The sequence below is a fragment of the Niallia sp. 01092 genome (genome assembly GCF_052318935.1).
In the GTDB taxonomy this organism is placed as follows: Bacteria; Bacillota; Bacilli; order Bacillales; family Cytobacillaceae; genus Niallia.
This window is the reverse complement of record NZ_JBQRKO010000002.1, coordinates 295,643-312,805: the sequence shown is the minus strand read 5'-3', so window position 1 is coordinate 312,805 and position 17,163 is coordinate 295,643. Positions and strand designations below refer to the sequence as shown.

16 protein-coding genes are annotated in these 17,163 nt (G+C 35.3%); all 16 read left to right on the top strand.

Annotated elements, in window-relative coordinates:
• Positions 1-193 precede the first annotated feature (193 nt).
• The 16 genes from spoIIIAE (at position 194) to recN (ending at position 16,988) form a co-directional block, all read left to right on the top strand.
• Positions 194-1,402, top strand: coding sequence for a stage III sporulation protein AE (gene spoIIIAE, locus ACTXGU_RS03465; protein ID WP_443480101.1), 1,209 nt, complete (start codon positions 194-196; stop codon positions 1,400-1,402).
• A 16-nt stretch (positions 1,403-1,418) separates the two neighbouring features.
• Complete coding sequence (gene spoIIIAF, locus ACTXGU_RS03460; RefSeq protein ID WP_443480100.1) at positions 1,419-2,051, top strand: stage III sporulation protein AF; 633 nt, start codon at positions 1,419-1,421, stop codon at positions 2,049-2,051.
• The gene (gene spoIIIAG / locus ACTXGU_RS03455; protein ID WP_443480099.1) at positions 2,044-2,700 is read left to right on the top strand and encodes a stage III sporulation protein AG; all 657 of its coding nucleotides are present in this window, start codon (positions 2,044-2,046) and stop codon (positions 2,698-2,700) included. The genes spoIIIAF and spoIIIAG overlap by 8 nt, the downstream gene beginning before the upstream one ends.
• 15 nt (positions 2,701-2,715) lie before the next feature.
• Positions 2,716-3,297: a SpoIIIAH-like family protein gene (locus ACTXGU_RS03450; RefSeq protein WP_443480098.1), complete on the top strand. Its 582-nt coding sequence runs from the start codon at positions 2,716-2,718 to the stop codon at positions 3,295-3,297.
• Positions 3,298-3,914: 617 nt separating this feature from the next.
• Positions 3,915-4,385, top strand: coding sequence for an acetyl-CoA carboxylase biotin carboxyl carrier protein (accB, locus tag ACTXGU_RS03445; RefSeq protein WP_443480097.1), 471 nt, complete (start codon positions 3,915-3,917; stop codon positions 4,383-4,385).
• A gap of 18 nt (positions 4,386-4,403) precedes the next feature.
• On the top strand, positions 4,404-5,762 hold the full coding sequence (accC, locus tag ACTXGU_RS03440; protein ID WP_443480096.1) for an acetyl-CoA carboxylase biotin carboxylase subunit: 1,359 nt from the start codon (positions 4,404-4,406) through the stop codon (positions 5,760-5,762).
• 15 nt (positions 5,763-5,777) lie between these two features.
• Positions 5,778-6,188: an Asp23/Gls24 family envelope stress response protein gene (locus ACTXGU_RS03435; protein WP_443480170.1), complete on the top strand. Its 411-nt coding sequence runs from the start codon at positions 5,778-5,780 to the stop codon at positions 6,186-6,188.
• 419 nt (positions 6,189-6,607) lie between these two features.
• The gene (gene nusB / locus ACTXGU_RS03430; protein WP_443480095.1) at positions 6,608-6,997 is read left to right on the top strand and encodes a transcription antitermination factor NusB; all 390 of its coding nucleotides are present in this window, start codon (positions 6,608-6,610) and stop codon (positions 6,995-6,997) included.
• 80 nt (positions 6,998-7,077) lie between these two features.
• The gene (gene xseA, locus ACTXGU_RS03425; RefSeq protein ID WP_443480094.1) at positions 7,078-8,421 is read left to right on the top strand and encodes an exodeoxyribonuclease VII large subunit; all 1,344 of its coding nucleotides are present in this window, start codon (positions 7,078-7,080) and stop codon (positions 8,419-8,421) included.
• Positions 8,422-8,427: 6 nt separating this feature from the next.
• Positions 8,428-8,661, top strand: a complete 234-nt coding sequence (gene xseB / locus ACTXGU_RS03420; RefSeq protein ID WP_443480093.1) for an exodeoxyribonuclease VII small subunit — start codon at positions 8,428-8,430, stop codon at positions 8,659-8,661.
• A 4-nt stretch (positions 8,662-8,665) separates the two neighbouring features.
• Positions 8,666-9,559 (top strand): polyprenyl synthetase family protein, encoded by an 894-nt coding sequence (locus ACTXGU_RS03415; RefSeq protein WP_443480092.1) that lies wholly within the window; start codon positions 8,666-8,668, stop codon positions 9,557-9,559.
• Positions 9,560-9,613: 54 nt separating this feature from the next.
• Positions 9,614-10,885, top strand: a complete 1,272-nt coding sequence (locus ACTXGU_RS03410) for an RNA-guided endonuclease InsQ/TnpB family protein (protein ID WP_443480091.1) — start codon at positions 9,614-9,616, stop codon at positions 10,883-10,885.
• A 773-nt stretch (positions 10,886-11,658) separates the two neighbouring features.
• Positions 11,659-13,551, top strand: coding sequence for a 1-deoxy-D-xylulose-5-phosphate synthase (dxs, locus tag ACTXGU_RS03405; RefSeq protein ID WP_443480169.1), 1,893 nt, complete (start codon positions 11,659-11,661; stop codon positions 13,549-13,551).
• Positions 13,552-13,558: 7 nt separating this feature from the next.
• Positions 13,559-14,398 carry a TlyA family RNA methyltransferase gene (locus tag ACTXGU_RS03400; RefSeq protein ID WP_443480090.1) on the top strand — a complete coding sequence of 280 codons (840 nt, stop codon included), beginning with the start codon at positions 13,559-13,561 and terminating at the stop codon, positions 14,396-14,398.
• Positions 14,399-14,834: 436 nt separating this feature from the next.
• Complete coding sequence (gene ahrC, locus ACTXGU_RS03395) at positions 14,835-15,284, top strand: transcriptional regulator AhrC/ArgR (protein WP_443480089.1); 450 nt, start codon at positions 14,835-14,837, stop codon at positions 15,282-15,284.
• 15 nt (positions 15,285-15,299) lie between these two features.
• On the top strand, positions 15,300-16,988 hold the full coding sequence (recN, locus tag ACTXGU_RS03390) for a DNA repair protein RecN (RefSeq protein WP_443480088.1): 1,689 nt from the start codon (positions 15,300-15,302) through the stop codon (positions 16,986-16,988).
• Positions 16,989-17,163 lie beyond the last annotated feature (175 nt).

Genomic DNA, 17,163 nt, shown 5'->3' with positions numbered 1-17,163 from the left:
CACAGGCGCCTGCGCATTTCTTAAAAGATAAGAAAGTATAAAATTTCAAATCTAGTTTAGTGTCTAGCTCCAGCGCCTAGCCCCTGTGAAAGATAACCTCTTGCCTCTAAAAGTAAAAAACACTTTTTGAGTTAAGAGAACATTTTTCTTCGGCGCTGAGCAAGGCGCTGCGCATTTCTTATGAGGTGAAAAAATGAAAATGAAACTTAAAGTCGTCCTACTATTTATGGCAGTGATCTTTTTTTTGTTTATTCCAACTGTACAAGCATCGCCTCAAGAGGAAGAAGCAAGTTCGAACAACAAACTATTAGATCCACAGGAAATGGTGGATTCTCAAGTGGAGAATTTAAATTTAGATGATTTAAAAGGCTTTTGGCAAGACATCTTACAAGAATATGGCGGTTTTTTACCAGAAAGCCAAAAAGGCAGTTTATATGATTTTATTAAAGGAGAAAAATCCATTGATTTACAAGGGATTTTTTCCGGGATGGTAAAATTTGCATTTCATGAGATTATTGTAAACGGCAAATTGTTAGGGTCGCTTATTTTGTTAACGACTTTTAGTATGTTTTTACAAACATTGCAAAATTCTTTTGAGAAAAGCTCCATAAGCAAAGTTGCTTATTCGATTGTGTTTATGGTGTTAATTATTATTGCGTTAAACAGTTTTCACGTCAGCATTACATTTGCCAGCGACGCAATATCGACGATGACAGGATTTATTATAGCCCTCGTACCATTGCTGTTGGCATTGATGGCTGCATCAGGTGGTGTTGTGTCGGCAGCTTTTTTTCATCCGGTTATCATTTTTTTAATGAACACAAGCGGAATGTTGATTGAATATATTGTCCTTCCCTTATTGTTTTTATCGACATTGCTCCATATTGTCAGCAGTTTGTCAGAACAATATAAAGTGACGCAGCTAGCTAATTTATTACGAAATATTAGCATTGGAATTTTAGGTTTGTTTTTAACCGTGTTTCTTGGTGTTTTATCCGTTCAAGGAGCATCAACGGCGATAACCGATGGCATTACCCTCAAAACCGCAAAGTTTGTGACAGGGAATTTTATCCCTGTAATTGGGAGAATGTTTACCGATGCGGCAGATACGGTGATTAATGCTAGTTTGCTTTTGAAAAATTCAGTCGGCATTGCCGGTGTTGCGATATTGCTTTTCATTGTAGCATTTCCTGCAGTCAAAATATTAATGATTGCCTTTATTTATAAATTTGCAGCAGCGTTATTACAGCCGTTAGGAGGAGGCCCTGTTATCACATGCCTGGATATTATTAGTAAAAGTATAATGTACGTTTTTGCAGCCCTTGCGATTGTTTCGCTCATGTTTTTCTTAAGTATAACGGTTATTATTGCAGCTGGAAATTTAACGATGATGGTGAAGTAGGAAAGGTGGCAAGCAAATGAGTTTTATTACCGAATGGGTAACCAATATTATCTTATTTGTTTTATTGGCTACAGTTGTTGATATGCTTTTGCCAAATTCGACTTTTCAAAAATATGCAAAAATGGTTGCAGGATTATTGCTGATTAGTGTGATCTTAACGCCAGTATTTAAGCTATTCACAAGTGATTTTGACAAGGTGATGGCAACTGCCGCCTGGAAAACACCTGAACAAAAAAATATAAAAAATTCAATGGAATTTCAGAAAAAAGAAATACAAGCTTCATTAGATGAATATACATTAAATAAAATGGCTGTCCAATTGAAAGAGGATGCGAATAAGGAGTTGATAGAAAAGTACGGAGTAGAGATTGATAAAGTCCATATAGCTGTTGATAAAAATAATCCGAAAAGCTTTCCTGATAATTTAGATAAGCTTGTTATTTCATTAAAAAAACAGGAAGAAACAGAAAGCGCTGTGGAAGTGATTGAACAAGTAGACATTAATACCCAAAACCCTCTTCCATCAAATAATGAATCAATACAAGTTGATACAAAAGATATTACATCCTTTTTAGCAAAGAAATGGGATGTTGCGAGCAGTAATATCAACATCCTTATTGAAGGAGGGGAGGATGCTGCAAATGGATAATGATAAAGGTCCAATTAGCTGGTTGAAGAAATGGATGACAAAAGATGGAGCAGAGGGAAAGAAACAAGGAAAAATGCAATATTTAATCATTATTGTATTGTTCGGGGCAGCAATTATGCTGTTAAGCAATATGTTTGGAAAAGACAACTCACGAACTGATGTTCAAGCATTCAGCAATGCAAGTGAAGCATCAGGTAATGCGGCGGAAGAAACATTTGGACAAAAATCTGGTGGAAACAACAGTGGCATTACCAATTATGAAGAAGCATACAAAGCGCAAATAAAAGAAGCAATTAATCATATCGTTGGGGTAAAAGATGCAACTGTATATGTCAATGTCGATGCTACTGAAAAAAAAGTATATGAAAAAAATACAAACTCTCAAACACAAACAACGGAAGAAACCGATCCACAAGGTGGAAAAAGACAAGTAGAAGATTCTTCTACAGAACAACAGCTCGTTGTTGTCCAAAATGGCGATAAACAAGTGCCAGTAGTGGTAGAAACGAAAAAACCAACGATAAGGGGTGTTCTCATCGTGGCAAAAGGTGCAGAAAATATAAAAATTAAAAGCATGATTATTGAAGCGGTGACAAGAGCTTTGGATGTTCCAAGCCATCGAGTTTCTGTTATGCCAAAACAAAATTAAGGGGGATATATTCTCATGCTATTAAAAAAACAAACTGTCTGGTTATTAACGATGTTAAGTTTAGTAGTTGTGTTATCGGTGTATTATATTACCTCACCTGAACAAACGAATGAATTCGCTGCAGTTGAAGAAGGAAAAACAACGGAAAATGTAAAGGATAACGCGAAGGTAACAAAAACAGACAATAAAGAAAACGCGAAGGCAGAAGCAAAAGATGGAAGTACGGTTTCTACAGTCGATTCGGATGAAGTATTTGAGTCAATGCGGTTAGATTTGCAAGATAAAAGAAGTGCTGACGAAGAAAAGCTTACAGATGTAATGGGTTCAGCTGAATCTACGGCAGAAGAAAAAAGTGCAGCCCAAGATAAAATTGAAAAATTAAGAGATTTAGCGGATAAGGAAAAAGTGTTGGAAACGATGATAAAAGCAGAAAATTATGATGATGTACTAGTTCGATCAGTAGATGGTGTCGTTAATGTTACGGTTAAAGCAGATAAACTTTCACCAGAAGCAGCAAACGATATTATACAATTAGTTCGCAAAAATTTAGAACAGCCAGGAGCTTATGTAGCAGTTAAATTCGATCCAAGTAAATAAAACAGTTTAGATGGCAGAAAAGAAGTGGTTTCTTCTTTCTGCCATATTTTTTATCGAGTAAAAAATAGTAGAAAACTTAAAAGCGGGCAATATTAAGAAAAAACAAAAAAATGTATAAACTTTTTGAAATTAGACTGGTGTCTACCTCCAGCGCCTAGCCCCTTTGAAAGATAACCTCTTGTCTCTAAAAGTAAAAGACACTTTTTGAGCCAAGAAAAACTTTTTCTTCGGGGCTGGTCAAGGCGCTTGCGCTTCTCTTATAAGATAAGAAAGTATAAAATTTCGAACCTAGTTTAGTGTCTAGCTCCAGCGCCTAGCTCTTGTGAAAAATAACCCCATGCCTCTAAAAGTAAAAAACACTTTTTGAGTCAAGAGAACATTTTTCTTCGGGGCTGAGCAAGACGCCTGCGCTTTTCTTATAAGCAACAGTTAGTTATTTTAAAGGGAAAATGGTATGATAGAAGGGCAGACATAAAAGATACGATACATAACCAGAAAAGTCAGAAAAAAAGGAATACGCCTATTCGTGCAAGAAGAATGTTGAACTGTAATAAGGTCTTATCGTATGATATTAGTATCTAGTCATAAATGAAATGATTTAAGGAGTGTTTTTGATAATGTTTAAAATACAAGACATAAAAGAATTAATAAAAGTGATAGATGAATCTACAATTAATGATTTTTCGTATGAGCAAGGTGGAATGAAGATTGAAATTAAAAAAAATAATGGGCAAGTGGTAATGGCTGCACCAGTACAAAGTACTAGCACACAAACGCAAGCACCAAGTCCACAAGCAGTGGAGACTGCACCAGCATCCACAGAAAAAGCTGCTGCACCATCTGATGAAAACTTACATAAAATCACATCTCCGATGGTAGGGACTTTTTATCAGTCTTCTTCGCCTGATACCGATGCATATGTAAAAGTAGGCGATAAAGTCAATAAAGATTCTGTTGTATGTATAGTGGAAGCGATGAAATTATTTAATGAAATCACTGCAGAAGTTGACGGTGAAATTGTCGAAATTCTTGTTAAAGATGGGGAACTTGTTGAGTATGGAGAACCATTATTTTTAGTAAAGGCTTAATAAAGAGAGGATTAACCAATGATTAAAAAACTGTTAATTGCAAACAGAGGGGAAATTGCTGTTCGTATTATAAGAGCATGTCGTGAACTAAATATAGAAACCGTCGCTGTCTACTCACAAGCTGATAAAGAATCACTGCATGTCCAAATTGCAGATGAAGCATACTGTATTGGACCTACTGCATCGAAAGACAGCTATTTGAATTTTACTAACATAATAAGCGTAGCAACGTTAACAGGCAGTGATGCTATACATCCAGGTTACGGATTTTTGGCAGAAAATGCTGACTTTGCTGAATTATGCAGAGACTGTAATATTACATTTGTTGGTCCAAGTCCAGAAGCAATCAATAAAATGGGAACAAAAGATATTGCTAGAGAAACGATGAGAGAAGCGGGCGTGCCAATTGTACCTGGATCACAAGGAATTATTCAAGATATAGAAGAAGGAATGGCATTAGCGCAAAAAATTGGCTATCCTGTTATCATTAAAGCAACTGCTGGGGGCGGCGGAAAAGGAATCCGTGTGGCAAAAACAGAAGAAGAGCTTGTTAAAGGGATTAAAATAACACAACAAGAAGCGCTTACTGCATTTGGAAATGCAGGTGTTTATCTAGAGAAATTTATTGAAGATTTTCGTCATGTCGAAGTGCAAGTTCTTGCAGATAACTATGGCCATGTTATACATTTAGGTGAGAGAGATTGCTCTATTCAAAGAAGGCTGCAAAAGTTATTAGAAGAAACGCCATCACCTGTTATTACTGAAGAAATGCGTAGTAAAATGGGAGAAGCTGCAGTAAAAGCTGCGGCAGCGGTTAATTACACTGGTGCAGGTACAGTAGAATTTATTTATGATTATCGTCAGCAAGAATTCTATTTTATGGAAATGAATACGCGGATTCAAGTAGAACACCCAGTTACAGAGATGGTTACTGGTATTGATTTGATAAAACAACAAATACTAGTTGCATCAGGAAAACCAATGGAAATAACACAAAAGGATGTTACATTTACTGGTTGGGCAATTGAATGTCGAATAAATGCGGAAAATCCTGCGAAAAACTTTATGCCTTCACCAGGAAAAATCAATATGTATCTTCCACCAGGAGGTTTAGGGGTTCGAATCGATTCGGCAGCATATCCAGGTTATTCTATTCCTCCATACTATGATAGTATGATCGCAAAGGTTATCACGTATGGAAGTACAAGAGAAGAAGCTATATCTCGTATGAAACGGGCTCTTAGTGAATTTGTAATTGAAGGTGTTCACACAACCATTCCATTTCATTTGAAGCTCCTTAATCATGAAAAGTTTGTGGAAGGTAATTTCAACACAAAATTTTTAGAGATGTATGATTTGATGAAATCAGAGGAATAGAAGGAGGAATTTATGATGACAGAAACGACTATTCTAGAAATGAATCAAGAACATGATGGTTTGGGCAAAGTAGAAATTGCACCAGAAGTAATTGAAGTAATAGCAGGAATTGCTGCATCAGAAGTAGAAGGCGTTGCGCAAATGCGAGGCAATTTTGCAGCTGGTGTGGTAGAGAAATTAGGAAAAAAACTTCATAACAAAGGTGTGAAAGTAGAATTAACAGAAGAAGGCATTAAAGTGGATGTGTACTGCGTATTGAATTTTGGTGTATCCATTCCACAAGTTGCCCAACAAATTCAAGATAATATTCGTCAAACACTCATTAATATGACAGCTTTAGTTGCGGAAGAAGTAAATATTCATGTTGTCGGAATTCAGTTTGAAACAGCAAAAGCAACTGAATCAGAATATGATCAGGAAATTTAATAAATTTATTGAAAAGACTGCTCGGGGATAGGCATATGTTTCACCAAACAGCATATTAGCTGTTTGGTGAAACACAAAGGAGCCTTTTTTCCATGAGTCAGTCTTTTGTTTTTTTGAACATTATCTGCCTTCTTTTTCATAGGAAAAAGGAAAGAGAGTACATAGAAGTTTCTTCTTATTTATGCTATTATTTTTTTATAAAGGATGTATTCTAAAAGTTTGTTGTTTTTGAATAAAATAATAAACATGGCTGAAGCACTGGTTAAATAACAACAATCTATACGAAAAGAGCGTTTATAAAAGCAAATGACATAGCTAGAGATTTCTTTGTGAAATGTATAGAAAAGCAGTTTACAGACTTCCTGCTGTATGATAGTTATTATAAACTGTGAAGATTTTAAAGGAGCTTAAGACAATAAATGAAAAGAAGAACGGCAAGAGAAAAAGCATTACAAGCATTATTTCAAATCGACCTTAGTAAAACAGAAAAAGAAGAAGCCATTCAACATGTTTTAGAAGGGGAAAAAAGAGATGCTTACTTAGTAAAACTTGTAGATGGCGTTATCGAGCACCAGCATAAAATCGATGAAACAATAAAAAAATATTTAGAAAATTGGACGATAGAAAGAATCGCAAATGTAGATAGAAATATATTAAGATTAGCGACTTTTGAACTATTATATAATGCAGAGGATGTCCCGGCAAACGTCGTAATTGATGAAGCAATAGAAATTGCCAAGCTGTACGGAGACGATAAATCCAGCAAATTTATTAATGGCGTATTATCCAAAATGAAACAAAATCAATAGTTTTTCGGTCTGGTTTAGAGAAGGGAATAATGGGGCTATCCATTGTTCCTTTCTAATCCTGAACAAGGAGTAGTATTACGATGGAGTCAAAGTATTTATCTGTACAAGCTTTAACGAAATACATAAAAAGAAAATTTGATGCAGATCCTCATTTGCATCATGTATATGTAAAAGGAGAACTATCCAACTTTAAACAACATAGCAGTGGGCATATGTACTTTACATTAAAAGACGATAAAGCAAGAATATTGGCTATTATGTTTGCGCGAAATAACCAAGCGATGAAATTTATGCCGGAAAACGGCATGAAAGTATTAATAAAGGCAAGTGTTACCGTTTATGAGCCTAGTGGGCAATATCAAATGTATGTAGAAGAAATGAAACCAGATGGTATTGGTGATTTATATTTAGCATATGAACAACTTAAAGCAAAATTAGAACAAGAAGGTTTATTTTCACCAGACTACAAGAAATCCATTCCTAAATACCCAAAAACAATTGGTGTGATTACGTCACCAACCGGCGCAGCTATTCGTGATATTCTCACCACAATTAAAAGAAGGTATCCGATAGCAAAAGTCATTCTATTCCCTGCCCTCGTACAAGGAGATACAGCAGCCCCTTCCATCGTAAATGCCATTACAAAAGCAAATTTAATGCAAGAACCGTCTATTGATGTATTAATTGTTGGTAGAGGTGGCGGCTCGATTGAGGAACTTTGGGCTTTTAATGAAGAAGCGGTTGCAAGAGAGATTTATACTTCTGCCATTCCCATTATTTCAGCAGTTGGTCATGAAACAGATTTTACGATTGCAGATTTTGTCGCAGATTTACGTGCTCCAACACCAACGGGTGCTGCAGAATTAGCTGTACCTAATTTAGAAGATGTGCTAGAACGAATTATGATAAGAAAAACAAGATTAATACGGGCAATGAAAGAAAAAATAGAACATCGACGAATACGATTAAATCGTTTGAAAAAATCTTATGCATTTCGATATCCAAAAGTGTTGTTTGAACAAAAGATGGAGCAGTTAGATAAGCAAAAGGAGCAGCTGTTGCGTCATATAAACAAATTATCCGAGTCAAAAACAGACAAATTAAATCAGTTGACAAAACAGTTGGAGCGAAATCATCCACATGAATTAGTAAATAAAGCGGAAAAAGACTTAGCCTTATTAGAAAAGAATCTAAAAAGAAATATCGCGCTTATTTATCAGCAAAAACAACAAGCATTTCAGTCCATGATTGGAACGATGGATGCGTTAAGCCCTTTGAAAATTATGGAAAGGGGATATAATGTCGCTTATTTAAAAGGTGGGACATTAATTAGTAGCGTTCACCAAGTAAAGGAAAATGATACGATAGAAGTAAAGCTAGCGGATGGTTCGGTAGATGCAAAGGTTATATCTATAAAGGAGTGATTAATAGTGGCAGAAAAAACAACGCTTTCGTTTGAAGAAGCAATGGATGAATTAGAAAAAATAGTAGATAAACTAGAAGAAGGAGATGTACCATTAGAGGAAGCAATAAATACATATAAAAAAGGGATGGAACTTTCAAAATTTTGTCACGATAAACTGAAAAATGTAGAAGAACAGCTTGCTGAAATTATGCTGGAAAACGGACAAAAAGAGATTTTTTCCATGTCAGAGGAGGAATAATATTTTGCAGCCTATTTCCTTGGACTCTTTTGCAGCAAAATATAAAACATTGTTAGAAAAACTGTTAAAAGAAAGTGTAGATAAACTTTCAGCACCATCTATTATAAAAGAATCCATGCATTATTCACTTAGTGCTGGTGGAAAGCGCATTCGTCCATTATTATTATTCGCCACCATGAATGCTTTTGGAGAAAATCCTGAAAAAGGAATTTTTCCTGCTGCAGCGTTAGAAATGATTCATACGTATTCCCTTATCCATGATGATTTGCCAAGTATGGATGATGATGATTTACGAAGAGGGATGCCGACAAATCATAAAGTATTTGGAGAAGCAATGGCTATCTTATCTGGAGATGCGCTTTTAACTTATAGCTTTCAATTAATAGCGCAAATGCAAGATGACTCTATTTCTGCAGATGTTAAATTAAAGGTGATAGAGGTTATTTCAAAAGCTGCCGGTCCTGAAGGTATGGTTGGCGGACAAGTGGCAGACATGGAAGGCGAAGAGAAAAAGCTTAACCAACAAGAATTAGAATATATTCATATACATAAAACAGGAAAATTATTGATCGCAAGCGTCATAACAGGTGCGATTCTTTGTAAAGCGGATAATAAGCAAATAGAGAAGTTAACTGATTTTGCTCACCATCTAGGGTTGGCTTTTCAAATAAGAGATGATATTTTAGATCTTGAAGGCGATGAAGAACTTATCGGTAAACCTGTTGGCAGTGATGAAAATAATCAAAAAAGTACGTATCCTGCGTTATTAACGTTGACAGGGGCAAAAAAAGAGCTGGAAATCCATATTGAGAAAGCGAAAAATATTTTAAAAGAGCTTACGCTGGAAACAGACTTGTTAGATGCGATTACTGATTTAGTTGCACGTCGTAATAATTAATTATTTATCATAGTTGAGCGAGAAGACTCCTTCCTCAAGGAACGAAGAGAGTAGGTGGGAGATGAATCGCCTTCTTTTTTTTGTTTAAAAGAAGATATAACTGGAACGCTTGTTCTTGTTTTGGTAAAATATTCTTATCAAAAGAAGGAGGTGAAACAAATGCCAACCATTACGATTAAACTGCCCTTGTTTCAACCAACAAAAGTGAAAGAAAAGATGTATGAAATGATGCGACAAAACTTTTCGGAAGCTTGTAATATAGCTATTCAATACAAAAAAGAAAATCCTGCAGTAACAAAGTCGGAATTAGATAAAAGATTAGCTCCTATTGAACTTCCTTCTACCCTCATTCAAGAAGCTAGAAAACTGGCACTTAGTCGATACGAAGACTGGAAAAAGAATAAGAAAACGAAAGGCTTTCCTTCTTTTCGCAGAAGAATATCCATTCTATTTAATAACCAGAATTGGAGGTTAAGACAGGATAATGGTTATCTTAAGTTGGGAATTCCTACAATGGAGAAGGGAAATCTTACAATAGATAAATACGTTCCTTTAAAGACCAATGCGTATACTCTTTTTTGGATTGGTTTTCTTTTGACGGGAGAAATGGACAAAAACTCTTCATTCTTTCAAACATCCTATGATAATATCTCCAAATTAAAAAAGGGAAACGGACAATTGTTCAATAAGAAAGGAAAATGGTATTTTTCTTTTGCACTTTCGTTTGAATTAGAGAAAAAGTCTACAGGTACAAAATCTATTGGGGTTGATAGAGGACTAAAATATATTGCGGTAGCCGGAGATAGGGAAACAAGTCAGTATATTCATTTTAACGGAAAACAGGTTGGTCATATTCGTACGAAGTTTTTTAAACTTCGCAGAAAATTACAAAAAGCGAAAAATACGAAAGCGTTGAAACGATTAGAAAATAAAGAACAACGTATCATTCAATACTGGAATCATGTCATCTCAAAGAAAATAGTTCAGTTTGCTAAAGATTGTGGTGCTTCTATCATTAAAATCGAAGACCTCTCTTCTATTCGTTCTATGAAAAAATATTGGAAAAAAAGCGACAGAAATATTCATTCCTGGGCATTCTTTGACTTAGAAACAAAACTTATCTACAAAGCACAATTAGCCGAGCTGGAAGTGCAAAAAGTAGATCCGTACAAAACGAGTCAAGAATGCTCCATATGTGGACATACACAAAAAAAGAACCGTCGAGGCTCTTTGTATACATGTTCGTGTGGACATAAACAAAATGCAGATGTCAATGCAAGTTTTGTTATTTCTACACGACCATCAAAAGATATAACTGCGGCTTAAAACCGCTGTAAAGGATTTAATGTCCTTTACAAGGCTCCTGACTGAGCTGTACACCTAACTGATGATTCCCTACCGTTCTTTGTTGTTGGAAACAACGTGCGGAATGGGAGGAAGTAACGGTAACACCAAAGGCACTGACGGTTTGTAACGCAGTGAAATCCCTTTGGAATCCCCTTCCTCAAAAAACGTTAAGATTTTAGGTGGGGGAGGATGTCAAATCATATATACAGATACAAGGAAAAAATCTCTCCACAAAAAGCGATTCATTCGTTTGTTTGCGGAGAGATTTTTGTAAAGAAGCAATAGTGTTGAACAACTAAGCTGATCATCTTTTTTTGTAGGCGTTATATTTTCTTCATATATCTGTTTAAAAACAACTAAAATAAAGAATAGTACATTACTGTACACAGAGTGTCGAAAAAATATAAATAGAACATTCCAGCCTGAGTACGTTCCAGTTCCTTTCTTTTTCTTTTGATTCATAGGAAATGACTTACTGTTAGGTGAATACAATGGTATAATACATATTTAGTGTAGTAAAATTAGGATTCAAGTTAAAAATGCGGTATTGTTAAAGGACGAATAATTAATTGAAATAACAAAAGGGAAGTTATTAATAAATAGATCCTGTATAAGAGGATATTCAAAAAGGCACCAAATGATAAGTGGCGAAACTCTTTGTTGGCGTACTGTTAATTTGTTACCTTTTTGAAGACGTACTATGAACATGATATATGGACGCTTTATTACAAGAGGAAAGTGAGTTGTTAAAAATGGATTTATTGTCTATAAAGAATCCATCTTTTTTAAAAACATTATCGATTGAGGAGCTGGAAGAACTAAGTGAAGATATTCGTCATTTTTTAATCAATCAGCTGTCAGAGACTGGAGGACATATTGGTCCAAATCTGGGCGTTGTTGAACTGACGATTGCTTTGCATAAATGTTTTGATAGTCCAAAAGATAAAATGATTTGGGATGTAGGCCATCAATCTTATGTGCATAAAATATTAACTGGACGTGCAAAAGATTTTAATACGCTGCGACAATATAAAGGCTTATCTGGATTCCCTAAAATGAATGAAAGTGAACATGATGTATGGGAAACTGGCCATAGCTCTACTTCCTTATCTGCTGCAATGGGCATGGCAGTTGCCAGAGATTTAAAAAAAGAAGATTCTTATATTATTCCAATTATTGGGGATGGTGCGTTAACAGGTGGAATGGCACTAGAAGCATTGAACCATATTGGCGATGAAAAAAAGAATATGATTGTCATCTTAAATGATAATGAAATGTCGATTGCTCCAAATGTAGGAGCACTGCATCAAGTTTTAGGCAGATTAAGAACAGCTGGCAAATACCAATGGGTAAAAGATGAATTAGAAATGCTTATGAAAAAAATACCGGCTGTCGGCGGCAAGCTTGCAGCAACAGCAGAAAGAATAAAAGACAGTTTAAAGTATTTACTTGTTTCAGGTGTGTTTTTTGAAGAATTAGGTTTTACGTATTTGGGGCCAGTAGATGGACATAATTATGAAGACTTAATTGAACAATTAAATTATGCGAAAAAAACAGAAGGACCGGTATTATTGCATGTTCTTACCAAAAAAGGAAAAGGTTTTTCTCCTGCTGAAAAAGATAAAATTGGTACATGGCATGGAACAGGGCCTTATAAAATTGAAACAGGTGATTTAATTAAACCGATTAATCCACCGATAGCTTGGAGTAAGTTGGTAAGTGATACTGTATTGCGATTAGCGCGTAAAGATGAAAGAATTGTTGCGATAACACCTGCTATGCCTGTCGGGTCAAAATTAGAAAGCTTTGCGAAAGAGTTCCCAGACCGTATGTTGGATGTCGGAATTGCCGAACAGCATGCTGTAACTTTGGCTGCCGGTCTTGCAACACAGAAAATGAAGCCGTTTTTGGCGATTTATTCTACTTTCCTTCAAAGAGCTTATGATCAAGTGCTTCATGATGTTTGTCGCCAAAAATTAAATGTGTTTATTGGCATTGATCGAGCTGGTTTAGTCGGCGCTGATGGAGAAACACATCAAGGTGTTTATGATATTGCCTTTTTACGTCATATGCCTAATTTAGTGTTGATGATGCCAAAGGATGAAAACGAAGGTCAGCATATGGTTCATACCGCTATTCAATATAATGATGGTCCCATTGCGATGCGTTTTCCTCGAGGCAACGGGTTAGGTGTTAAAATGGATAAAACATTAAAAACCATTCCAATCGGATCATGGGAAGTAGTAAAAGAGGGAACAGATGCAGCTATTTTAACATTCGGCACAACCATTGAAATGGCCTTGCAGGCGAGCAGCATGTTAGAAAAGCAAGGGGTATCTGTAAAAATAATCAATGCAAGATTTATTAAACCGTTGGATGAAAAAATGCTGTTTGAATTATTAAACATGCAAATGCCAATCTTAACGATTGAAGAAGCGGTTCTTCAAGGTGGATTTGGAAGTTATGTATTAGAATTTGCACATGAGCAAGGATTTGTTTCTAGTGTGATTGATCGAATGGGAATTCCAGATGAATTTATTGAACATGGAGATGTAACTTCCCTTTTAAATGAAATCAACTTTAATACAGAAGAAGTAGTAAAAAGAATTGCAACTATTGCAAGAAAAAAACAAAAAAGGGCATAAAAACAGGATGAAGAAAGAACGTGTAGATGTTTTATTAGTAGAACAAGGATTATTTGAAACAAGGGAAAAAGCAAAAAGAGCGATTATGGCTGGCATTGTTTATTGTCAAGAAACAAGATTAGATAAGCCAGGGGAAAAAATCAGCAGTGATGTAACCTTAACAGTAAAAGGAAAAGCGTTAAAATATGTTAGCCGAGGCGGATTAAAACTAGAAAAAGCACTTCAAGTATTTGATGTAAATATGGAAAATAAAGTACTGCTTGATATCGGTTCTTCCACAGGTGGATTCACCGATTGCGCCTTGCAAAATGGAGCGAAAATGTCTTATGCGGTTGATGTCGGCTATAACCAGCTTGCATGGAAGTTAAGACAGGATGAACGGGTTCATGTAATGGAAAGAACAAACTTCAGATATGTTACACCTGCCGACTTAGCAGGAGAAATGCCAAATATTGCGTCCATTGATGTTTCCTTTATTTCATTAAAATTAATACTGCCCGTATTAAAGACACTTCTAGTGCCTAAAAGTGATGTCATTGCCCTTGTAAAACCACAGTTTGAGGCTGGCCGTGAACAAGTTGGCAAAAAAGGCATTGTGAGAGACCGTAAAGTACATGAAGCAGTATTAGAAAAAATAATTGATTTTGCAGTAAATGAAGGATATGAAGTGAAAAATATGTCATTTTCTCCTATAACAGGCGGAGATGGAAATATTGAGTTTTTGCTTCATTTGCATTGGGATGCCGAGCAGTCGATGGCCGTACAGGAAAAGACATACCCTATTAAAGAAACGGTTGATCAAGCGCATGAAGAATTGAAATCTAAAAAGGAAAAAGAAGAAGAATAAGCTTTATTGACACTCTGAGGAATAAGCTTTTACTTATTCCTCAGGCTGTTGAAAAACGTTCGCTCTCTTTGTCACTCCCCGTTTTTTGCGGTGCTCATTACCCGGTAAAAGAGGATGAACGACTAAATTCGCAACGTCCTGTTGCAACGTCGTTCTGACCAACATCCTGTTAGCCGCCGCTCCTCAAAAAGGGTCGTTCCTCGATAGACAAACGTTTTCAATCAGCCTGAAAGTTTGTAGTCTTACTTTTTCGACACTCTGAGGAATAAGCTTTTACTTATTCCTTTTTGCAATACATAAAATTAAATGAAAAAACATGTATAATATTCATTAATAAATATACAATGAAAAGAATAAAGAGGATTTTTGTCAAAAAACAGCGAAATAAAGGTAGAGCAAAAAACAACAGTGCAATTATTATTAAAGGGTGAAAAGAATGAATAAAGGCCAGAGGCATATAAAAATACGTGAAATCATAACAAATAATGAAATAGAAACACAAGATGAATTAGTGGATGAGTTAAAGAATGCAGGCTTTAATGTAACACAAGCGACCGTATCCAGGGATATTAAAGAATTACATTTAGTAAAAGTCCCGTTGATAGATGGAAGATACAAATACAGTTTGCCTGCAGATCAACGATTTAATCCGCTGCAAAAGCTGAAAAGAATCATGGTGGACTCTTTTGTAAAAATAGATTCAGCAGAAAATTTATTAGTATTAAAGTCCCTTCCAGGAAATGCACAAGCTATTGGGGCTTTAATTGATAATTTAGACTGGGATGAAATTTTAGGGACGATTTGTGGAGATGATACATGTTTAATCATTTGCAGAACGACAGAGGACGGAAAAACGATAACAAATCGTTTTCTTGATATGCTTTAAAAGAGGTGACATCTTTTGTTAAGTGAATTATCCATTAAAAATTTTGCAATAATTGAAAGTCTGGCTATTTCTTTTACTAAAGGATTAACGGTGCTAACAGGAGAAACTGGTGCAGGAAAATCGATTATCATCGATGCCATTAATCTTTTAGTAGGAGGAAGAGGTTCTTATGAATTTGTTCGTCATGGAGAAGATAAAGCAGAGATTGAAGGGTTATTTTATATCGATGAGGGACATCCCTGTTTTCGCAAGCTGCAGGAATGTGGAATTGATATTGAAGAAGGTACTATTATATTAAGAAGAGATATTTCTATATCCGGAAAAAGTGTTTGTAGAATTAATGGGAAGCTGATTACTATATCCATATTACGGGAAATCGGCTCAAGCTTAATTGATATTCATGGTCAGCATGAACATCAAGAACTGATGGATGAAACAAAGCATCTAGCGCTATTAGATACATTTGCAATGGAAGTTATATCACCAGTGTTTAAAAAGTATGAACATATATATCGTTCTTATAATCAAACAAATAAAAAGCTGTTGAATTTAACGGAAAATGAACAGCAAATGGCTCAACGATTGGATTTATTGCAATTTCAACATAGTGAGATTATAAATGCGAATTTGCAAAAAAATGAAGATGAAGAACTACTGGAAGAAAGAAAAAGGCTGTTAAACTTTGAACGTATTTTTGATAGCATTCAAACGGGCTACACTGCGTTAAAAGGAGATCAAAAAGGATTAGACTGGATTGGCGAAGTAATGGGGCACTTAGAAGAAGCTGCTAGTTTAGATACAGAATATAAAGAGATGGCTGAATCGGTGTCTAACAGCTATTATCTGTTAGAAGATGTTGCCAGTAAACTCCGCAGCAGCTTAGATTTTCTAGAATATGATCCAGAGCGTTTAAATCAAATAGAAACCCGTTTAAATGAAATAAACATGCTAAAGCGAAAATATGGAAAAACGGTAGACGAGATTGTGCAATATGCGGCAAAAATAGAAGAAGAGCTAGAGACATTACAAAATAAAGAAACACATATAGAGAAACTAGAAAAAGAACTAGCAAGCATCCATAAAGATTTAATCGTGCAAGCAAATGAGTTAACCTCATTGCGAAAACAAGCAGCAGAGCGGTTGACAGATGATATTCATAAAGAATTAAAAGAGCTATATATGGAAAAAACTGTTTTTGAAGTAAGGTTTATATCAGCTGAAGACAATATAACAAAAAATGGTGTAGATGAAGTAGAATTTTATATTTCCACAAACCCAGGTGAACCATTAAAACCTTTATCAAAAATTGTATCAGGCGGAGAATTATCGAGAATGATGCTCGCGTTAAAAAGCATTTTTTCCAAGCACCAAGGCATTACATCGATAATTTTTGATGAAGTGGATACAGGGGTAAGCGGTAGAGTGGCTCAAGCGATTGCTGAAAAAATTGCGAATGTTTCTTTCGATTCACAAGTACTTTGCATCTCGCATTTGCCCCAAGTAGCTGCAATAGCTGATACGCATTTATTTATTGCAAAAAACATTCAGGATGGCAGAACCTCGACAACTGTTTGTCCATTATCAAAACATGATAAAGTGAAAGAAATTGCACGGATGATTTCGGGAGCAGAAATAACGGAATTAACAAAAAAGCATGCAAAAGAGCTGTTAAAATTAGCGCAAAAAGCTAAGAATAAAGAATAAATAATAAAAACCTCTGTAAATCAGAGGTTTTTATTATTTATTTTTGATGTATTTCATTTTTATTTTGAATCAATTTTTATGTTTTATTCATTTTTTGGAAATAATGAATTGGTATAAATAAACAAACTTTGGTTTGAAGATGTTTCAGATATATCCCATTTAAAAAATTTCTATT